Here is a 15,891-nt window from a genome sequence, read left to right as displayed (position 1 = left end):
CACCAGGACTTCAAGATCTCGGGCTACAAGTACGAGGATATGAATGGTGATGGTCTTGGCGGCGGCGACGACGAAGTTTGGGACGATAGTTATGATCCGGTGACGATCTTCATCGACGTCAATGGCGACGGCGAGAACAACGATGGCTTCTCGACGACGACCGGTGCTGGTGGCTACTGGGAGATCGGTGGCCTGAACCTGTCGGACGACGTGATCGGGAAAGACATCCTTGAGATTGCGCCGGACGGTTCGGTCGAGACGACCGGGGTTGTCAACACGGTCGAAAACCCGGGGTCGGGTGGTGAGGACAGTGGCAACGACTTTGCGAACTTCCGTTACTTCTCGATCGAGGGGACGAAGTTCACGGATCTTCAGGGTGACGGGACTTATACGGATGGCGTCTCGGGCTGGGAGATCACGCTGTGGAAGGACAGCGATGGCAACGCGTCTACGCTTGACACTGACGTAGGGGGCGACACCGCGGTCACAACGATTACCACTGATGCCAATGGCGACTACCTCTTCGAGGATCTCGGACCGGGTGTTTACTGGGTGACCGAAGCGACGCCTGAGGGCTGGGAAGCGGTTGGCGCCACGCAGCTTGGACCGATCACCGCGACGAGCGGTGGGACGTCGAGCGACAATGACTTCACCAACTTCCAGGACTTCAAGATCTCGGGCTACAAGTACGAGGATATGAATGGTGATGGTCTTGGCGGCGGCGACGACGAAGTTTGGGACGATAGTTATGATCCGGTGACGATCTTCATCGACGTCAATGGCGACGGCGAGAACAACGATGGCTTCTCGACGACGACCGGTGCTGGTGGCTACTGGGAGATCGGTGGCCTGAACCTGTCGGACGACGTGATCGGGAAAGACATCCTTGAGATTGCGCCGGACGGTTCGGTCGAGACGACCGGGGTTGTCAACACGGTCGAAAACCCGGGGTCGGGTGGTGAGGACAGTGGCAACGACTTTGCCAACTTCCGCCTCGCCAGCATCGAAGGTTACAAGTTCTTTGATGTAAACCGCGATGGCACCTGGGACTTTGATGACGCCAACGGAAACGGCACATGGGATGCTGGCGAAGAGGGCGACAGTAAAGAAGTTGGCGCCATTGGCTGGACGATCGAGCTTTACCAGGAGAAAGATGACATCGATGGTCTAACCGGCGGCGACGGCCCGGCGATCAAGACCACTGTTTCAGATGCGGACGGTTTCTGGTCCTTCGATGGTCTGGAGATGGGCACCTATTACGTTAAAGAAGTGCTCAAATCAGGCTGGCTCCAAACCACACCGGATTTGGAAGGCGACGGCGTGTTCAAAGTCGTGGTCGACGAGTCTGGAGAAGTGGTCATCGAGGCCGTCAGTGCTGATCCGACGACATATGATCCGCTGCCGAATGATGGCATGCTGTGGTTCGGCAACGATATGATCGAAGGCCCCGGCGTGCGTACCCCAGGCTTCTGGCAATCTGACTTGGGTCAGACCTATTGGGATGGCTTCGACAACAATGACGGCGTTATTCCTGGCACTGGAAATACGGAAGAGAAGGAAGGAGACGAGTTCGCCGAAAACGATCTGTTCGAGTTGAATTACCCGGATTACTTCGATGGTGTGACAAACCCTGACGATCCGCAAAACCCAGGTGATATCGTGTTTACACCCCCCGAGGGAGATGATGGAGCCTATCCGACCCACCAAGGTTCGCCATTGCTCTTGGTCGGCGATTGGAATTTCAACACCGAAGACGATGACAGCGACGTCTATGATGGGCAGACCGACGACGACTATATGCTCACATATCAACTGGATGACGCTGTTCTCGCGCTTCAAGGTGGCGAAACGTCCAGAGGCAAGAACAAAGACATGTCGAAGGTTTCGACCGTAGAACGTTCGCTTGTTGCTTCCTGGCTGAACTACATGGCTGGAAACTCGGTCGATACGGAGGTTGAAGGAGAGAGTATTGGTTACTGGATTGACCAGGCCATTCTCTACGTCAACTATTTCGACGGAGGCGCTGCCGACAAGAAGGAAGGCAAGGAGGGCTGGTCTATCGGTGTGGACCTCGACGGAGACGGGGACATCGACGAGGCCGGCTCCGATATCCAGAACGTGCTAGATGGTTGGAACAACTACGGTGTCTTTGCCGGTGAACAAATCACCTTCGACGCTGATGATGGTACCGACATTACGTCTCAAGCCTATTATGACGCGATCGCCTGATCCGTCCTCGTCCGGACCCGTTATGCCCATCGGGTCCGGACTTCATGCCCCAAATGCCCCAACAATTTAGGTGAAATATGACCGTATCTGCGCTTTTGAAGCAGGCAGTTCCTCTGACACAGGAACGCCACGGCAAGACATTTATTGACCCCGTAAAGGGTTATGGTTTCGCTCGGGAAATGACCTTCGTACCGGTACTCTCTCGTGAGTTTGGTGACTTGGCATCTGATTACGTTGTAGCTTTCATAAAGACTGGTGAAGATGTCCGCTCAGTGGCTCTTCTAGGCCTCGCAGAAGGTGAAAACCTCTACTTAGCTGAAGATGACAGCTGGAAGGCAGCGTATGTGCCCGCGATGCTGCGCCAGTATCCTTTCGTCGCAATGATGGACAAAGGCTCGGAAAATGGCGTCTTGGCTATTGCGGAGGATTACGCTGGATTGAACAAGGACGGGCAGGGGGAGCCCCTGTTCGATTGGGAAGGTCGCCCGGGCGACCTGGTCAGCCGCGCGCAAAAGTTTGTGGCGGACGTAGCGCAAGGGGCATTGCGTACCGAAGCCATTTGCGCCCGGCTGGCCGACCTTGACCTGCTTTCTCCGATCCGCGTTGAGTTGAAAAATGCCAAAGGCGAAGCGCGTCGTATTGGCGGAGTGATGGTCGTAGATCGCAAGAAGCTCAATGCATTGGACGCGGAAACCCTCCATGATCTGCAACAATCAGGAATGCTTGAAGCGATTTATGAGCACCTGCATTCCATGAGGAACCTCCGCAGCCTTGCCGAACGCATAACACCTGCTCCGAGCGGCGCGCTCAATTGAGGCGCGGCAAGGAGACTTGCTTATGAAAAAGCCCACACCTCTGAAGGCTGTCCTCTCTGAGGCACGTGGCCAATGGCCTTTGTTGTTCGTTCTGAGCTTCTTGGCCAACATCCTGCTTCTGGCAAGTTCGATTTACATGCTGCAGGTCTTCGATCGGGTCCTTTCGTCAGGCTCCATCAACACGCTTATATGGCTCTCAGTCATCGCGTTTGCTGCGATCGCCACGTACGGATTGTTGGAGCAGGCACGTCGCGTTGTTCTCGCAAGGACCGGCTCATGGCTCGAAGGTGAATTATCTCCTCATGTGATCCGTCGCGCGATAACGGCGCGGCTCGCGAAAGGCCGTTCCGAGGCTGATCTGAACGACGTAGGCGATTTGCGTGGTTTTGTGGCTGGGGATGCTATCCTGGCCTTCTTCGACGCACCTTGGACGCCAATTTTCATTGCGGTCATCTGGTTGATGCACCCCATACTTGGACTGATTGCACTTGGCGGCGCTATCTTACTTTTCGCAGTTGCCATTCTGAACGATGCTCTTACCCGGCGCCAAGCTGCTGCGGCCAATCAAAACCTGCGCAACGCGCGCCGAGATGCCGGGCAATTTATCGGTAACGCTGAAACACTGGCCGGCATGGGGATGGTTGGCGCGGTTATTTCTCGCTGGCAGGCGCGTTACGCAGAGGCTGACACTCGCGGACGCGGCCCAGGCGATACAACGACAATTCTATTCAATTTATCCCGTTCTTTCAGGCTTATGCTCCAGATTGCAATCTTGGGGGCAGGGGCGTGGCTCGTTTTGCAGGCAGAGCTTACCGCGGGTGGTATGATTGCGGCCTCAATCATTTTGTCACGAGCGCTCTCACCGGTCGAACGCGCGATTTCTGCCTGGAAAAGTTATGGTAGCTACCGCAACGCCAAGACGAAGCTTGCTCGGTTGTTTGCAGCCACAGAGTCTCCAACAGACAGAGTGGAATTGCCCCGGCCAAAAGGGCAGCTCGCTTTGGAAGGTGTTAGCTATTTCGCGCCAGAGTCAGGCAATGCTATCCTTAAATCCGTAGCGTTTCGTCTCGCGCCTGGGGAGGTCTGTGGCGTTCTGGGGCCATCGGGTTCGGGCAAGACGACACTTTGCAAACTCCTGGTTGGTGCGTGGAAGCCTTCTTTGGGCAAGATCCGGCTGGATGGCGCAGACGTGGCGGATTGGGATAGCGAGGGCCTTGGAGTGTATTTGGGCTATCTGCCTCAAGCCGTCGAACTTTTCAGCGGTACAGTTGCAGAAAATATTGCAAGACTTGGCGAGGTAGATGACGAAAAGGTGCTCGCTGCTGCACAGGCTGCAGGTGCACACGAAATGATCCTTGCTCTTCCGAATGGCTATGAGACCGATATCGGTCAGTATGCCGATCGGATTTCTGGTGGGCAACGGCAACGTATTGGTCTGGCGCGCGCTCTTTATGGCAACCCTTCACTTGTGGTGCTGGATGAACCCAATTCGAACCTCGACGGTATGGGCGAAGCGGCACTTCAAGGCGCTCTTCGAAACATCAAATCAGTCGGAACGACGGTGATCCTTGTTTCGCATCTACCACATCTGCTCGGATTGGCGGATAAGGTGCTGGTGTTGAAAGACGGAACGGTCGCACGTTTTGGCCCACGTGATGAGATCATGCGGGACATGATGCAGGGAGCGAAGAAGTTAAAGGAAAATGCGATCTTCAGAAGCGGGCGAATAGGAGAGGAAGGCAAGAATGGAGTTCGATAGTTTAGTGGCTATCTTCCGTACTGGCATTGAGCAGTTGCTGGAAGGCCAGTTCGAAACCCCCGCTCTGCTGGTGCTTGGTTCAGTGTTTTGCCTGTTGGTTCTCGCATTTCTGATTGTCCGATTGGTCTTTCCTGCTGGCCGCGACAGCCTGAGTGGCTTGCGTTTGGGTTCTGCAACACGTGGCGCTCGGATACTGGGACTTACGTCGGCGGTTTTGTTCTTCGGCGTATTCGGTGTGTGGTCTTGGTACGCTCCACTTGCTTCGGCTGCAGTTGCCCCTGGCGTTGTGAACCCCGATGGATCGCGCAAAACAGTGCAGCATCTTGAGGGCGGTATCATCCGTACGATCCACGTCCGCGAAGGTGATCACGTAGCTGCAGGTGACACGTTGGTCACGCTAGAAGATGTAAGGGCCTTGGCTCGTCTTAATGAGTTGCGTGAACGGCAGGTGTTTCTATTAGCGACTGAAGCCAGGCTTGTTGCCGAGCAAACCGGTCTTGAGAGTGTAAAGTTTACTTTTCCAGAGGAGCTTGCAACCGATCGTCCTGAACAAATCGCTGAGGCAAAAGTCAGTCAACGAGCGTTGTTCCATGATCGGCGCGAGACCCAAGCCGCACGCGAACGCATTCTAGGCAGTCGGATCAAGCAATTACGTGAAGAAATCACAGGTCTGAATGAAGTAATTTCGGCTCAAGATGAGCAACTGGAATTGCTCAAACAGGAGATCGAGGTCACGCAAGGTCTGTACGACCAGAAACTCCAACGTCTAGCACCTCTGCTCGCACTAAAGCGACAAGAGGCGGAACTCTCGGCAGAACAGGCGGGGCATCGCGCAACCATTGCTAGGCTGGAGCAACAAATTGGCGAAACAGAACTACAGCTTCATGCAACACATCAGCAAATCCGAGAAGAAGTCTCAACGGAGCTAGCCAATATCAGAGCGGAACTCGCTACCATCAAGAGCCAATTGCCCGAACGTGCGGATGCGCTGGCTCGTACAAAAGTGACTGCGCCTATCGCCGGTCAAGTCTTGAACCTGAGGGTAACAACAGAAGTGGGCGGAATCCTGAAACCAGGTGGCGAAATCCTTGACATCGTACCTGATGACGGTGCGCTGATAATAGAGGCGCGACTGAAGCCACAAGATATCGATACTGTTCATCCAGGAATGCAAGCGCGCGTCTTGTTAACAGCCTATACACAACGGAATTTGCCGCAGATATATGGTACGCTTAGAAACGTTTCGGCTGACAGATTGATCGACGATCGGACCGGTGAGCCGTATTTCCTCGCGCAGGTTCTCGTTCCTGCAGAAGCGCTCGAGGAAATCCCTGGAGAAATCGTTATGACCGCTGGCATGCCAGCTGATGTGATGATCCTGACTGGCGAGAGAACCGTTTTTGATTTCGTGCTCAAGCCATTCGCAGACAGTCTTAGGCTCAGCTTCCGAGAAAGTTGACTGGTGCGCGATACCCAGTCAAGGGTCTGTCTTTTCAGCTGCTGGAAACCAAAATAGCCGAGGGGTTTCGTCATAGGAACCGGGCTGGGTGTGGGCGCGAGGCCAGGGTGCCTTTTGCGCCGAAAAAAGCGTGCTCCTTTGAAGTATAAGGGCATACATCCCCGAGATCATTGGGGGCACTTCCCGTTGGCTAAGCTTGGGCTGCGTGGGACGGAATGCGGTGAGCTTCAGCCATCCAACTTGGATTGGGGCGCGGTGCCGGCGTCCGAAAGCGGTTCTCAATCAGTATTCTTGGTCTAGGTTAGATAGGAGCGGCGCCACATTTCCTGGAACTCGAACGCCTTTTCTTTCGAGGTCAGAGCAAGTGCAAGGCCTTGCGCATCCCGCGCCGCGATCACGTGCAAATCATGCGCGGCGGGGAAAACCCATAAGGACGGCTGGAGCCTCGCCTTTTCAGTCAGAGGAGACTGGTTGTTTGCCATTCCGTGAAAGGAGTGTTCGAGCTGATGCAGCAGGTTCACAAGATCACTTGGGCCTTGATGGCGCGGGATTTCGTCCATGTGTTCTCGCACGAGCCAGGCCGCGCTGCAGAATTGCAGGTGGTGGCACATCTTTCCGAAGGTCGGCGCGTCCGGTCGTTTGGCAGAGCCCCGTGCCGAGGCGTCTGCGGGACCGCTCGGATTCTGACCGGAAAACCCTGTTGCACGGCCTTCGAACTCAATTCGGAACGGACCACCGCTTTGGCAGGCGGACTGCAACTGGTTCAGCATCTTTTCCGCCGGGGTCGCGCCGGCGAAAGCGGAGAGCGAAGCATTTTCCCCGGCCAATTCAACCGCGGCCATACGACGAAATCCGATCGTGAGCCTGGCTATTTCGCCATCGCGACCGAAAAGCGCATAGTGACGGGGCAGGATCGTTTGACTTGCGACGTCCTGGATGATGTCCAGCACCTGATCCAGGTTGCTTGCGGAGGTCCGGTGTCGTGATTGCGGGTAAGCGGTTTCCAGGCTTAGTTTGGCGACCGCCTGCTTCAAATCCGCAATCTCGGACAGAGATCGCATTTTTGCCAAGGACGTCAATGGCATGGCGCGCTTTCCCCGGCTACATCACGCAGCAGGACGACGGCTGCTGACACAATCTTGGACACCGGGGCATCGGATAGAAAGATGCAACATACAAAATCGTAGTGGTTCGCTGGAGAGCGCACGAATACTTTCGTTTCACCCGGTTCGAACATGACGATCTCGTTGTTGGCCCTGGTGTCATTGCTACCGGCGCCCGTCGCGGTATCGACGAGTGCAAAGCCTCTCGTGGCAAGACCGCACAATTCGTCCAGGTATTCCTGTACGCAGGCGTTTTCAGAGCTCACGCGGAAAAGAAGGCGAGTGTTCAAATCACCGAACGCGGCCAAAGTGCAACCCGGGAAGCGCTCACGCAAGTTCCCGAGATGCCTGGCGATATCGGCGACACTGCCAGCTTCTTTTCCCATGGAGGGGTGCGGAAGAGAGGATTGATCAGAGAGTTTCATTCACCGTCTCCGATCGGACCGGACGCATGCGGCTGCGCCCAACTCTTTCGACACGTTTCGGAACTACCTTTTCCTCAGCCACGTCTTCAAGCCGGGCGGGCTTGTTCTGCGCGTTATCTTGCATGTCGTCCTTGGGGGCGCCTGCATGCGCTGCCGGCCGGTCGGCCGCGGCGCGGCGCCTTTCCTCGGACTGCCATTCAGGAAGCTCCGGTACCGTTTCCCACTCCACTGCCTTTTTGACCTTCGAGTCAACGGGTTGCACCAACGTCTCGACCAGGTGATCCAGGAAATCGAGGATGCCGCTGTCCTGCAAGGCCTCGGTGTCGTCTGCGGCCTCGGCCGCTTGTTGCACCGAGACGGCGAAAACGGCATCAAACTGGCCGTCGGTTTCGTGGCGCACGCGATTGATGACCTTTCGCCGGTCCCGTGCGGATTGGAGCTTGTCGGCCTGGGTGATGAGAAGAATGTTGCGCCCTGTTGTGCCATCCATCACCTGCTCCCAGATGGCGGCCTCGGTTTGGCGCCAAGCCTGTGTCGCGTGCGTGCACCAGACGACGAGGTCAATTTCCTTAAGGATCGACAGCCAGACATGGGCGGGCATGTTCGGATCGGACGTGCCGGGCATGTCGACCCAATCGCAGAGTTCCAGCAGGTCGGCTTTGCGCTTGACGCGAATCAGGGCCGTGTCCTCGAGAGTGGCAGAGGACAGGTTGCGAAGATCGACCTGTCTTTCGTACCCGTCATGATCCACGGCGACCGCTGATTTTTCCCCGTAACTGCTCCAAATCGGAGGAAGCCGGGTTGCTGTGATACGCACGGGAAATGGATCGCCTCCCAGCAGGAAGTTCGACAAGGTGCTTTTCCCGGCACTGAATTCACCCATGAGGGCCACGCGCGGTTTGCGCTGCCCCGTGTCAGATTGTGTATCCGTCTCTGCGATTTGACGTTCTTGCATCATTTTGCATGCTCCCGGAGGCTTGCGATAATGGCATCCAGTTTCTCGCGCTTTTTCAGTTCACCCCTGTCACACAGCATTTCCTGAAGGTCCTGCTCGGGGGTCGAATTTTCCGTCAGCGCTTCGAAAAGGCTTCGGAAGGATGCGAATTCGCGTTCGAGTTTGCCTGTGATGCCTGCGCGGATCTCTTCGGTTTGATTGAACTTGATCTGGGACATGAAGTCTTCGGTTTCCGACGTTATCAGGGCTCGAAACTGGTTTGCGAAGGCCTGATAACCCCGGTGGCGCCGCCACCAGTTGACCCACCACCCATCGTTGAAGTCGAGTGCGATCGTCTGGCCGAGAGCGATTGGCGGGGGCGTGCCGGGCGCATCGGGTATCCGGATCTGGATACCCTCGACCGATGTGCCGAAGCTTTGGAAAAGGAGTTCGGCGATACGGCTGACGGCCCTTTCGTAATGCGTGCGCGCGGCGCTTTCACACCGGCTGGACAGCAGGGAGTAAGCCGAGCGCAGCAGAATTCGCAGCCCTGACGGGTCGTATTCCCAAACGGTTTTTTCGCCCCAGTCTTCCAGGTGCTTGATCAGCGAATGTGTTGCCCGGTCGACAAAGGTTGCGTGGGCACGATCAACTCTTTGGCGGTAGCTTTCGATAAGCTGCGCCAAATCGGCGTTCAGCAAGTCGAAGGTTTCCTGTTCAAGTCGATCAAACGTTGTTCTGGCTACTTCCCTGCCCAGAGGCGAGGCCTGGCCGCTTCCATTCACGCGGACCAGGTCGGCCGCATGCTGACCCGTCGCCAGTGTTATGGCCGACGCTGAAAGTTCGGTCAGAAACGGCTCGGCGAAGTTGTCGATCACGCGATCGGATATGGCTTCCAGAAGGGCGGGAATCCCTGACAGCTCCCATATCATGTTGGACACGCTTTGATCGCCTTGGCCGGCTTTCAATCGCTTTTCGGCCCAGTCGATCAGAACGGCCGAGCTGCGGCGGTCCATCTTTTCGATGTCACCGTTGAGGGCCTTGTTCGCCCAGTTCGCACTTCCGAAAACGATATCGGCATCGACAGGTCCGTGGTGCTGGGCCAGCGTTGCGCGGATGCTCTCTTCGATTTCCTGTATCTGGTTCGGCGGATCGGCCAGTTCATCAATGCGGTTTACAAAAAAGATGACCTCGCGCGATTTCAGGTTCGAGATCAGCCGGATCAAGCCCATGTCAACCGATGTCAGAGCCTGTCCCGACGACAGAACCACAACCGAAATCCGGCTGTCCCGAATGGCCTGAATGGTTATCTGTTCGCGCATCAGGAACGTGTCGTTGACGCCGGGCGTATCTCTCACGCAAATGCGGTGGGGGATCGTCGGGCTGCTGAGATAGAGATCGGCTGTCCGGGTAATATCCGCGAAACGACCATTTTCTCGCGCCGCTTCAACCTCGGCCGGGTTCTCGTGCTGATCGAACTCGTCGCCAAGACAGATGTATCTTTCCAGCAGGTTCTTGTCGAAATAGCCGTATTGGTGCGACTGCCCGATCAGCAGCTCGAAGTTTCTACCAAGACGCGCACGGGATTTTTCACGAACGAGCTCGATCTGTTCCTTGAGCTTGGCAAGTTCGCTTTCGGCTCCGGCACGCCCGGCGAGCTGACCCATGCGGCCGCCCTTATTGAGGAGGCGGTCCCACTCATCTTCGCCCAGGAACTGAAAGACAGCGCTTGTACCTTTCTTGTCGCGCCCGGGCGTGAGATGCAGCGACGTGACAACGGAGGTCCAGGGGTTCACATCGGAAGGCAGAAGATCCGACCAGCCGGCCATCGCGTTGATGAGCGTCGTTTTCCCAGATTTGACCTGGCCCAAGACCGTGACGGTGGGCTCGAACTCGTCAAGCTGTCTGAGAAGCCGTTTCGTGGCCTGTTTCGCACCCTTGTCGACAAGGGTTTCCAGGCCTTCCAGTGTATTCCGGACGCTTTCGGTGCGTCGAGAAAACTCCTGCAACCTGTCCGTTCCCTGCTGAAGGTTGGTGGGGCGCGCAGGCGTGCGAAGCTCGATTGCCGGCTTGATATCCGAGTTCATCTTCATTTTTTCAGCCGTCCAGACCTGCCTCAAAAGGTTAAACGCGATACGAGTCTAGAGCACTCGAATTGGAGTTTGCCGCAAAATTATGGTCAAAGTTTGTCGCGAAAACCGGGCGCCCGATGGCTAGGATTGCCCGGATCATACCGCTGCGATGGCGGCTATCTCGATCTTCAGTTGCACCAGTATGGTCACGGCGTCCAAAGCGGCGTCTTCGTTTCGTTCCAACTGGAGCAGAACCATGGTTTCCTCTCCCTCCTGTACGTCCTGGGAGACTTGTTTCACGATGGGATCCGAAAGGTTCGCGTTGTCGAGTTTCGCGGAAAGCGCCTCTATTGACGCGAAGCAACGCGACAGGAAGTCATCTATGTCGATGTAGTTGCATTCGATCTCCTCCAGCAGTTCTTTTCCGGTTCTGGTCAGGTGGCGAACGGCCTCGTCCAGGATGGCCGTTGCGTCCTCGAAGGGGCGGTTTTCGGCACTTTCGGACGGGGCGCGTTGCGTGTCTGCAGGCCCGTGTGGAGTGTCCGAAATCCTGGCCGCATGCAGACATTGTGTGTCGGCCGCCGGTTCGGCGCCGCGATCGCCGAGTTGCGCGAGAAGCATGTATGCATTGTCGAGAACGGCCGTCCGGCCACACTCGATGCGGTTGTGAATCTCATCGTGGAGGCTTTGCCCGCCGCTTGATCGCCAGAGGTCCGCATTGTCGACTGAGTTCGATACCCGGGCCTTGAGCCCCTGAATCGAGGCGAGTGGGTAGAGCCCGAAAAACTCTTCAGTGACGATCTCTTCAAGCGCCTTGATCGAAGCCTCGAGAGTGCCGCGCAGCATGTGCTGATCGGCTTTTGTCAGAACCAGAAAACCTTGATCCTTGATCTCGTCAGGTACACCGGCCCAAAGGTTCTGTTCGGCTTGGGTGAATCGATCCGTGCACCACAAAACGATGTTGGCTTGTGCAAGGGCCTGAGCCCACAGATGGCCTTTCGGATGCAGGTTTGGGTCAAGTTGAACTTCCTGAAAGATGAGGCTTTTCAGATCATTGAGGGGCACTTCCTGGCTCGCCCGAACAACCCCGTCTGGAAGCCTCAAGTTGCCAAGAAGGCCCTCGGTCGACTGGGTTGAGCCGTCTTCAAGTTCAAACGTGACAGACTCGGTTGCGCCGTAGGACACTTCAGTGATCGGAGGGCCTCCGGATGTCGCCAGAACCTGTTGCCCCAGAAGCATGTTGATAACCGAAGATTTTCCGCTTCCGGCCGGACCGGCCACGACGACACGAACCGGTTGGCGCAGATGGGCGAGGAGTTTCGTGCCCAGCGTTCGGTGCCTTTCGGGCACGGCATTTGCGTCAAGAGCGTTTTCCAGCCTGTGCGCGATCGGCTCGAAATCCTGGTGTGTTTTCAATTGGCTGCTCATCTCGGTCCGTCAACCAACCGCGCCTGCCGATCGCGAAACGCTGGCGACGAGCGTGATTTTCTTCCGCGCCAGATTTGGCGAGGAGTTCGCATTGTTTCTCTCGGTCTCGAAACCTGGCCTTGCGCCGCTTTCCTTCAGTTTGATCACGCAGATCGATACGTTGTCCTGGAAAGGGTCATCGACATCCTCGATCCTGCGCATGAGCGCAGTGCTGATATCTGCCGCCGGCCAGTTTTGCGCCGAGGCGATTGTTTCGGCAATCTCGTCTTCGCTCAGGACCAGAAGCCCGTCGCTCGCAACGATCAGGATATCCTCTCCCAAGAGTTCCACGGGTGCTGCCGAGCAGTCGACCTGCGGAATCTTGTCGCCCACGATAACCGACGTGAGGCAATTCTGATCGGGAAAGTTCAAGGCTTCGTCTCGGAGCATCAACCCATTCGAGACCAGGTACTCGACCTGGGATCCTATGGCGTGATCTTCGTTCAAGCGCCTCAGTTTCTCTCCGCGGAACAGAAACAGGGGGGAATCCCCGACAGATAGCCAAAAGAGGCGGTTTTCGATCAGGACCGGAACCAGAAGGGTCGCGCCCATTACAGCGTCGGTCCCGCATTCCTTCGAGTAGATGCCGACGCAATCATTCGCGCCAAACATGGCGTTCTGCAGTATGTCGCCGATCTTGTGTTCCATTTCGCGGATGTCACCCGACTGGAGCTTCAACTCGCTGAAAACTTCAGTCACGACGATCTTGCTGGCCACATCCCCTGCGTGGTGACCGCCCATGCCGTCAGACAGCACGACGAAACCCATGGAGTTTCCGGCGGGGAAGTCCGCCACAATCGCATCTTCCTGTCGCTCTCGCCGGCCTTGGCTGATGACCGTCGCGGTATCATATAGGAATTCACCCTTGTGCAGCATGGGTACGCTCGGAGTTCTCGGGCACATGCCATTGAAAGTTGGGGCCGCAGAGCGGTGAGAAGAGCAGTGTGGTCTCTCCGACGCGGATCAGGTCCCCGGCGGACAGAGCCTGGGTGGCGAGAACCGGCATGTTGTTGCAGCGTACCAGATTGGCCTTGCCGCCATGACCGATGAAAAAAGAGTTCTGTTCAGGGTCATATGCGATCGCCGCGTGGTTTTCACGGGAGATCGAGTTGTCGCCGAAATCCAGTTTCACGGTCTGGCCTTCGCCACGTCCGATTTGGGTTACGCCGTTGAACAATGTGAACGCGGCGCCGCGTCCCGGGCCCTTGACGATGACAAGCCAGCCAACCGGGAATTCCGTATATTGGCCTGATTGCGGGACCTTCGACTTATCGAAGGGGTTTTCAGCCGCGGTCATGGAGCTGTTGAAGCCGAGGAGCCGGGTCTTGGCACGTCCGGCCCGAGCCTTGTTTCTACCGGCCGCCGGTGGCGGCACTTCGATTGCGGCCTTTTCCGAATCGGTTTCGGTGGGACGATGCGCCTGCTCTGGCGTGTGGTTCGAGGGCGTGGCCTGCTCCTCGATGGAGCGTGGCTTGCGCACAGGCGCCGACATTTGGGGTTTGGAGTCGCTGGGCTTCGATGTGTCTGTTTTCTTCACCCCTTGCTCGCGGCCGGCGCCAGTTTCAGGACGCTTCTCGGTCATCGGCACGGCCGTATCCCGCGAGGGAGACACGGGGCCGACCTCTGGATCCGCACTAACCAGATCCGGAAAGGGATGACGACGGGGAGCTGCCGCTGTTTCGGGGGACTCGGTTGCGTCTTTTCCCGGTGCCTGTGCTGGCCGAAGGACATCCTTCGAGAGAGACGCTCGGTCTTTTTCTTCGAGTATCAGGCGTCCAGTGTCCGCGGGTTCGGCAGCCTTTTCTCCGGAGCTGTGTCCGGTTGCACGATCACTGGTCGGATCGGTTTTCGGCAGGGCAGGTGCGTCTTGTAGCAGAGCCTCCAGACGTTTGTCGTCGGCATCGGACTCCAGGTCCGCCTTGTCGACGGGAAAGCCATCGCTAGTGCCGTCCGAGGAAAAAATGTTGTCTCCGAGCGAGCCGGAATCACCGTTGTTCACGATTTCCTCTACTTCGTCTGCCTCGAATGGGTCGAAGATGAATGCGGACCCAAGTCCTTCTGGGTCCAGATCAGGATGGTTTTCCGGCCCGGCTGCTGCCGCGCGTTCCGCTTTTGCGGTTTTCTGGTCGATTATGTCGCGAAGAAATTTCATGGCAGATCCTTTTGACCGGGGTCGGTTGGCGTTTGGTTAGGCGTTGAAAAATCTACCTCTCAGAAGACGCAGGTACCGGGATTTTTCCTGCCGCTCTCCAATGAGGTCCCTTTGCGGTTCCGGGGGCGTGTCGGGCGGGGCTGCTTGTTTCTGAAGCATGCTGTCCTGCTCCCGCATCCAGGCGCTCACGTTTTCGATGACGTTCCCGAAGATATCGACGGGGGTTTGTTTTGGCGGATCCTGGGCGATGGATTCTTGAGGGGGGAGTTTCTGTCCGCCCTCCGGTTTCCTGCTTTGGGAGGCGTTTTCGACATCCATGTTGACGGAAGCCACGAGTTCGGAAATTGCCTCGTTGAACGCTTCGCCGCTCATGACCTTGGCCGGCACGGGTTGGATCTGGCCGCTATAGGCGCGCGCTTCTGTCGCGACGTCGGCGCCGCTTTCAGCGTTATCGAGGCATAGGATGACCTCAAGCCATTCTGCCGCCGATTGCAGCCTCTTCTCGGGGGTGACTGCCAGTGCCTGGTCAATGAGCTCGAGAAAGTCTCGGGTAAGCCCCCAATCTCCGCCAGCCAGGGGCTCATAGGGATCGGGCTCGTCCTTGTGGATCGCTTCCAGCCTCGTCCAGCAATCGACCGGAGCCTTCCCGGTGATCAGATGGTAGATGGTTGCGCCGACCGAATAGAGGTCGCTCGCCTCGGACTGTTCGGAATCCTGCATGTAGAATTCGTAGGGAGAGTACCCGTCCTTGACAGAAAGGGACGTGCCGATAACGCCGCGGGATGTCTGGGAAATCTCTTGTGCAGAGCCGAAATCGATCAGGGTTACCTGGTCATCAAGGTCAAGCAGGAGATTGTCTGGCGATATGTCGCGGTGAAGAATGCCGAGCCCGTGGAGATACTGAAGAGCATCGAGCACCTGCGACAGTACGTTCCGGACCAAGGCCGGCGTTACGCGTTCCGGGCTGGTTTCCAGAACATTGAGAAGCTCCTCGCCGTCGACAAAATCCATTGCCATATACGCTGTGTGATTTTCCTCGAAGACTTGGTGCACGGCAACGATGTTGGGGTGCTTCAACTTTGCCAGGCGTCGCGCTTCGCCAACGAATTCCCAGACGATTTTGCGATAGGATTCCTGGAAGGAAGCGTCCTTCGCCAGAACGAGATTTCCGGAACGCTCACAGATCTCGTTGGGAAAACACTCTTTCACAACGACGCGACGCTCAAGACTGTCACGCGCCAAATACGTTATCCCGAAACCTCCGTAGGCCAAGGGGGTCTCGACGTCGTATTGCCCCTGCAGCAGGATAGCTCCAAAGGGCAACTCGTTCGATTGATCTTTTTCTTCTGTATCTTGCATCTTGAGCCATTGGCGCATCGACGTGGCGGGAAATGAACAAGATCACCATTTAACGGAAAACAAAGTTCACTTGCGATTGTGGCGTCATCGTGGCGACGAGTGGCCAACGATTGGGCG

The 15,891-nt window shown here is 56.7% G+C and carries 12 protein-coding genes; 4 read left to right on the top strand and 8 right to left on the bottom strand.

What is annotated here, in order from left to right:
* The 4 genes from E0501_RS07815 to E0501_RS07800 all read left to right on the top strand — a co-directional run.
* Window positions 1-2,229, top strand: a 2,229-nt coding sequence (locus tag E0501_RS07815; protein ID WP_205123458.1) for a SpaA isopeptide-forming pilin-related protein, incomplete at its 5' end; no start/stop codon positions are given.
* Window positions 2,230-2,306: 77 nt separating this feature from the next.
* Window positions 2,307-3,044 (top strand): SapC family protein, encoded by a 738-nt coding sequence (locus E0501_RS07810; RefSeq protein WP_137700735.1) that lies wholly within the window; start codon window positions 2,307-2,309, stop codon window positions 3,042-3,044.
* Between the two features lie 22 nt (window positions 3,045-3,066).
* Window positions 3,067-4,803, top strand: a complete 1,737-nt coding sequence (locus E0501_RS07805; protein ID WP_137700734.1) for a type I secretion system permease/ATPase — start codon at window positions 3,067-3,069, stop codon at window positions 4,801-4,803.
* Entirely contained in the window at window positions 4,790-6,262 is a 1,473-nt protein-coding gene (locus E0501_RS07800) for an HlyD family type I secretion periplasmic adaptor subunit (protein WP_137700733.1), read from the top strand. Before E0501_RS07805 ends, E0501_RS07800 begins: the two co-directional genes overlap by 14 nt.
* 296 nt (window positions 6,263-6,558) lie before the next feature.
* Here E0501_RS07800 and E0501_RS07795 read toward each other — a convergent pair whose 3' ends face one another.
* The 8 genes from E0501_RS07795 to E0501_RS07760 all read right to left on the bottom strand — a co-directional run bounded on the left by E0501_RS07795 (window position 6,559) and on the right by E0501_RS07760 (window position 15,774).
* On the bottom strand, window positions 6,559-7,347 hold the full coding sequence (locus tag E0501_RS07795; protein WP_137700732.1) for a hypothetical protein: 789 nt from the start codon (window positions 7,345-7,347) through the stop codon (window positions 6,559-6,561).
* Window positions 7,338-7,790, bottom strand: coding sequence for a hypothetical protein (locus E0501_RS07790; protein ID WP_137700731.1), 453 nt, complete (start codon window positions 7,788-7,790; stop codon window positions 7,338-7,340). Before E0501_RS07790 ends, E0501_RS07795 begins: the two co-directional genes overlap by 10 nt.
* Window positions 7,777-8,748: a dynamin family protein gene (locus E0501_RS07785; RefSeq protein ID WP_137700730.1), complete on the bottom strand. Its 972-nt coding sequence runs from the start codon at window positions 8,746-8,748 to the stop codon at window positions 7,777-7,779. The genes E0501_RS07790 and E0501_RS07785 overlap by 14 nt, the downstream gene beginning before the upstream one ends.
* Complete coding sequence (locus E0501_RS07780) at window positions 8,745-10,595, bottom strand: dynamin family protein (protein ID WP_235857773.1); 1,851 nt, start codon at window positions 10,593-10,595, stop codon at window positions 8,745-8,747. Before E0501_RS07780 ends, E0501_RS07785 begins: the two co-directional genes overlap by 4 nt.
* A gap of 357 nt (window positions 10,596-10,952) precedes the next feature.
* A complete protein-coding gene (locus tag E0501_RS07775; protein ID WP_137700728.1) occupies window positions 10,953-12,224 on the bottom strand; it encodes a P-loop NTPase family protein in 1,272 nt (423 codons plus the stop codon).
* 9 nt (window positions 12,225-12,233) lie between these two features.
* Window positions 12,234-13,139, bottom strand: a complete 906-nt coding sequence (locus tag E0501_RS07770) for a PP2C family protein-serine/threonine phosphatase (protein WP_137700727.1) — start codon at window positions 13,137-13,139, stop codon at window positions 12,234-12,236.
* Window positions 13,123-14,415, bottom strand: coding sequence for an FHA domain-containing protein (locus E0501_RS21500; protein ID WP_235857772.1), 1,293 nt, complete (start codon window positions 14,413-14,415; stop codon window positions 13,123-13,125). Before E0501_RS21500 ends, E0501_RS07770 begins: the two co-directional genes overlap by 17 nt.
* Window positions 14,416-14,451: 36 nt before the next feature.
* Window positions 14,452-15,774, bottom strand: coding sequence for a serine/threonine protein kinase (locus E0501_RS07760; RefSeq protein WP_161594578.1), 1,323 nt, complete (start codon window positions 15,772-15,774; stop codon window positions 14,452-14,454).
* Window positions 15,775-15,891: the final 117 nt, after the last annotated feature.

This window comes from Marimonas lutisalis, from assembly GCF_005434965.1.
Taxonomy (GTDB): Bacteria; Pseudomonadota; Alphaproteobacteria; order Rhodobacterales; family Rhodobacteraceae; genus Marimonas_A; species Marimonas_A lutisalis.
This window is presented reverse-complemented; position numbering and strand designations above follow the sequence as displayed.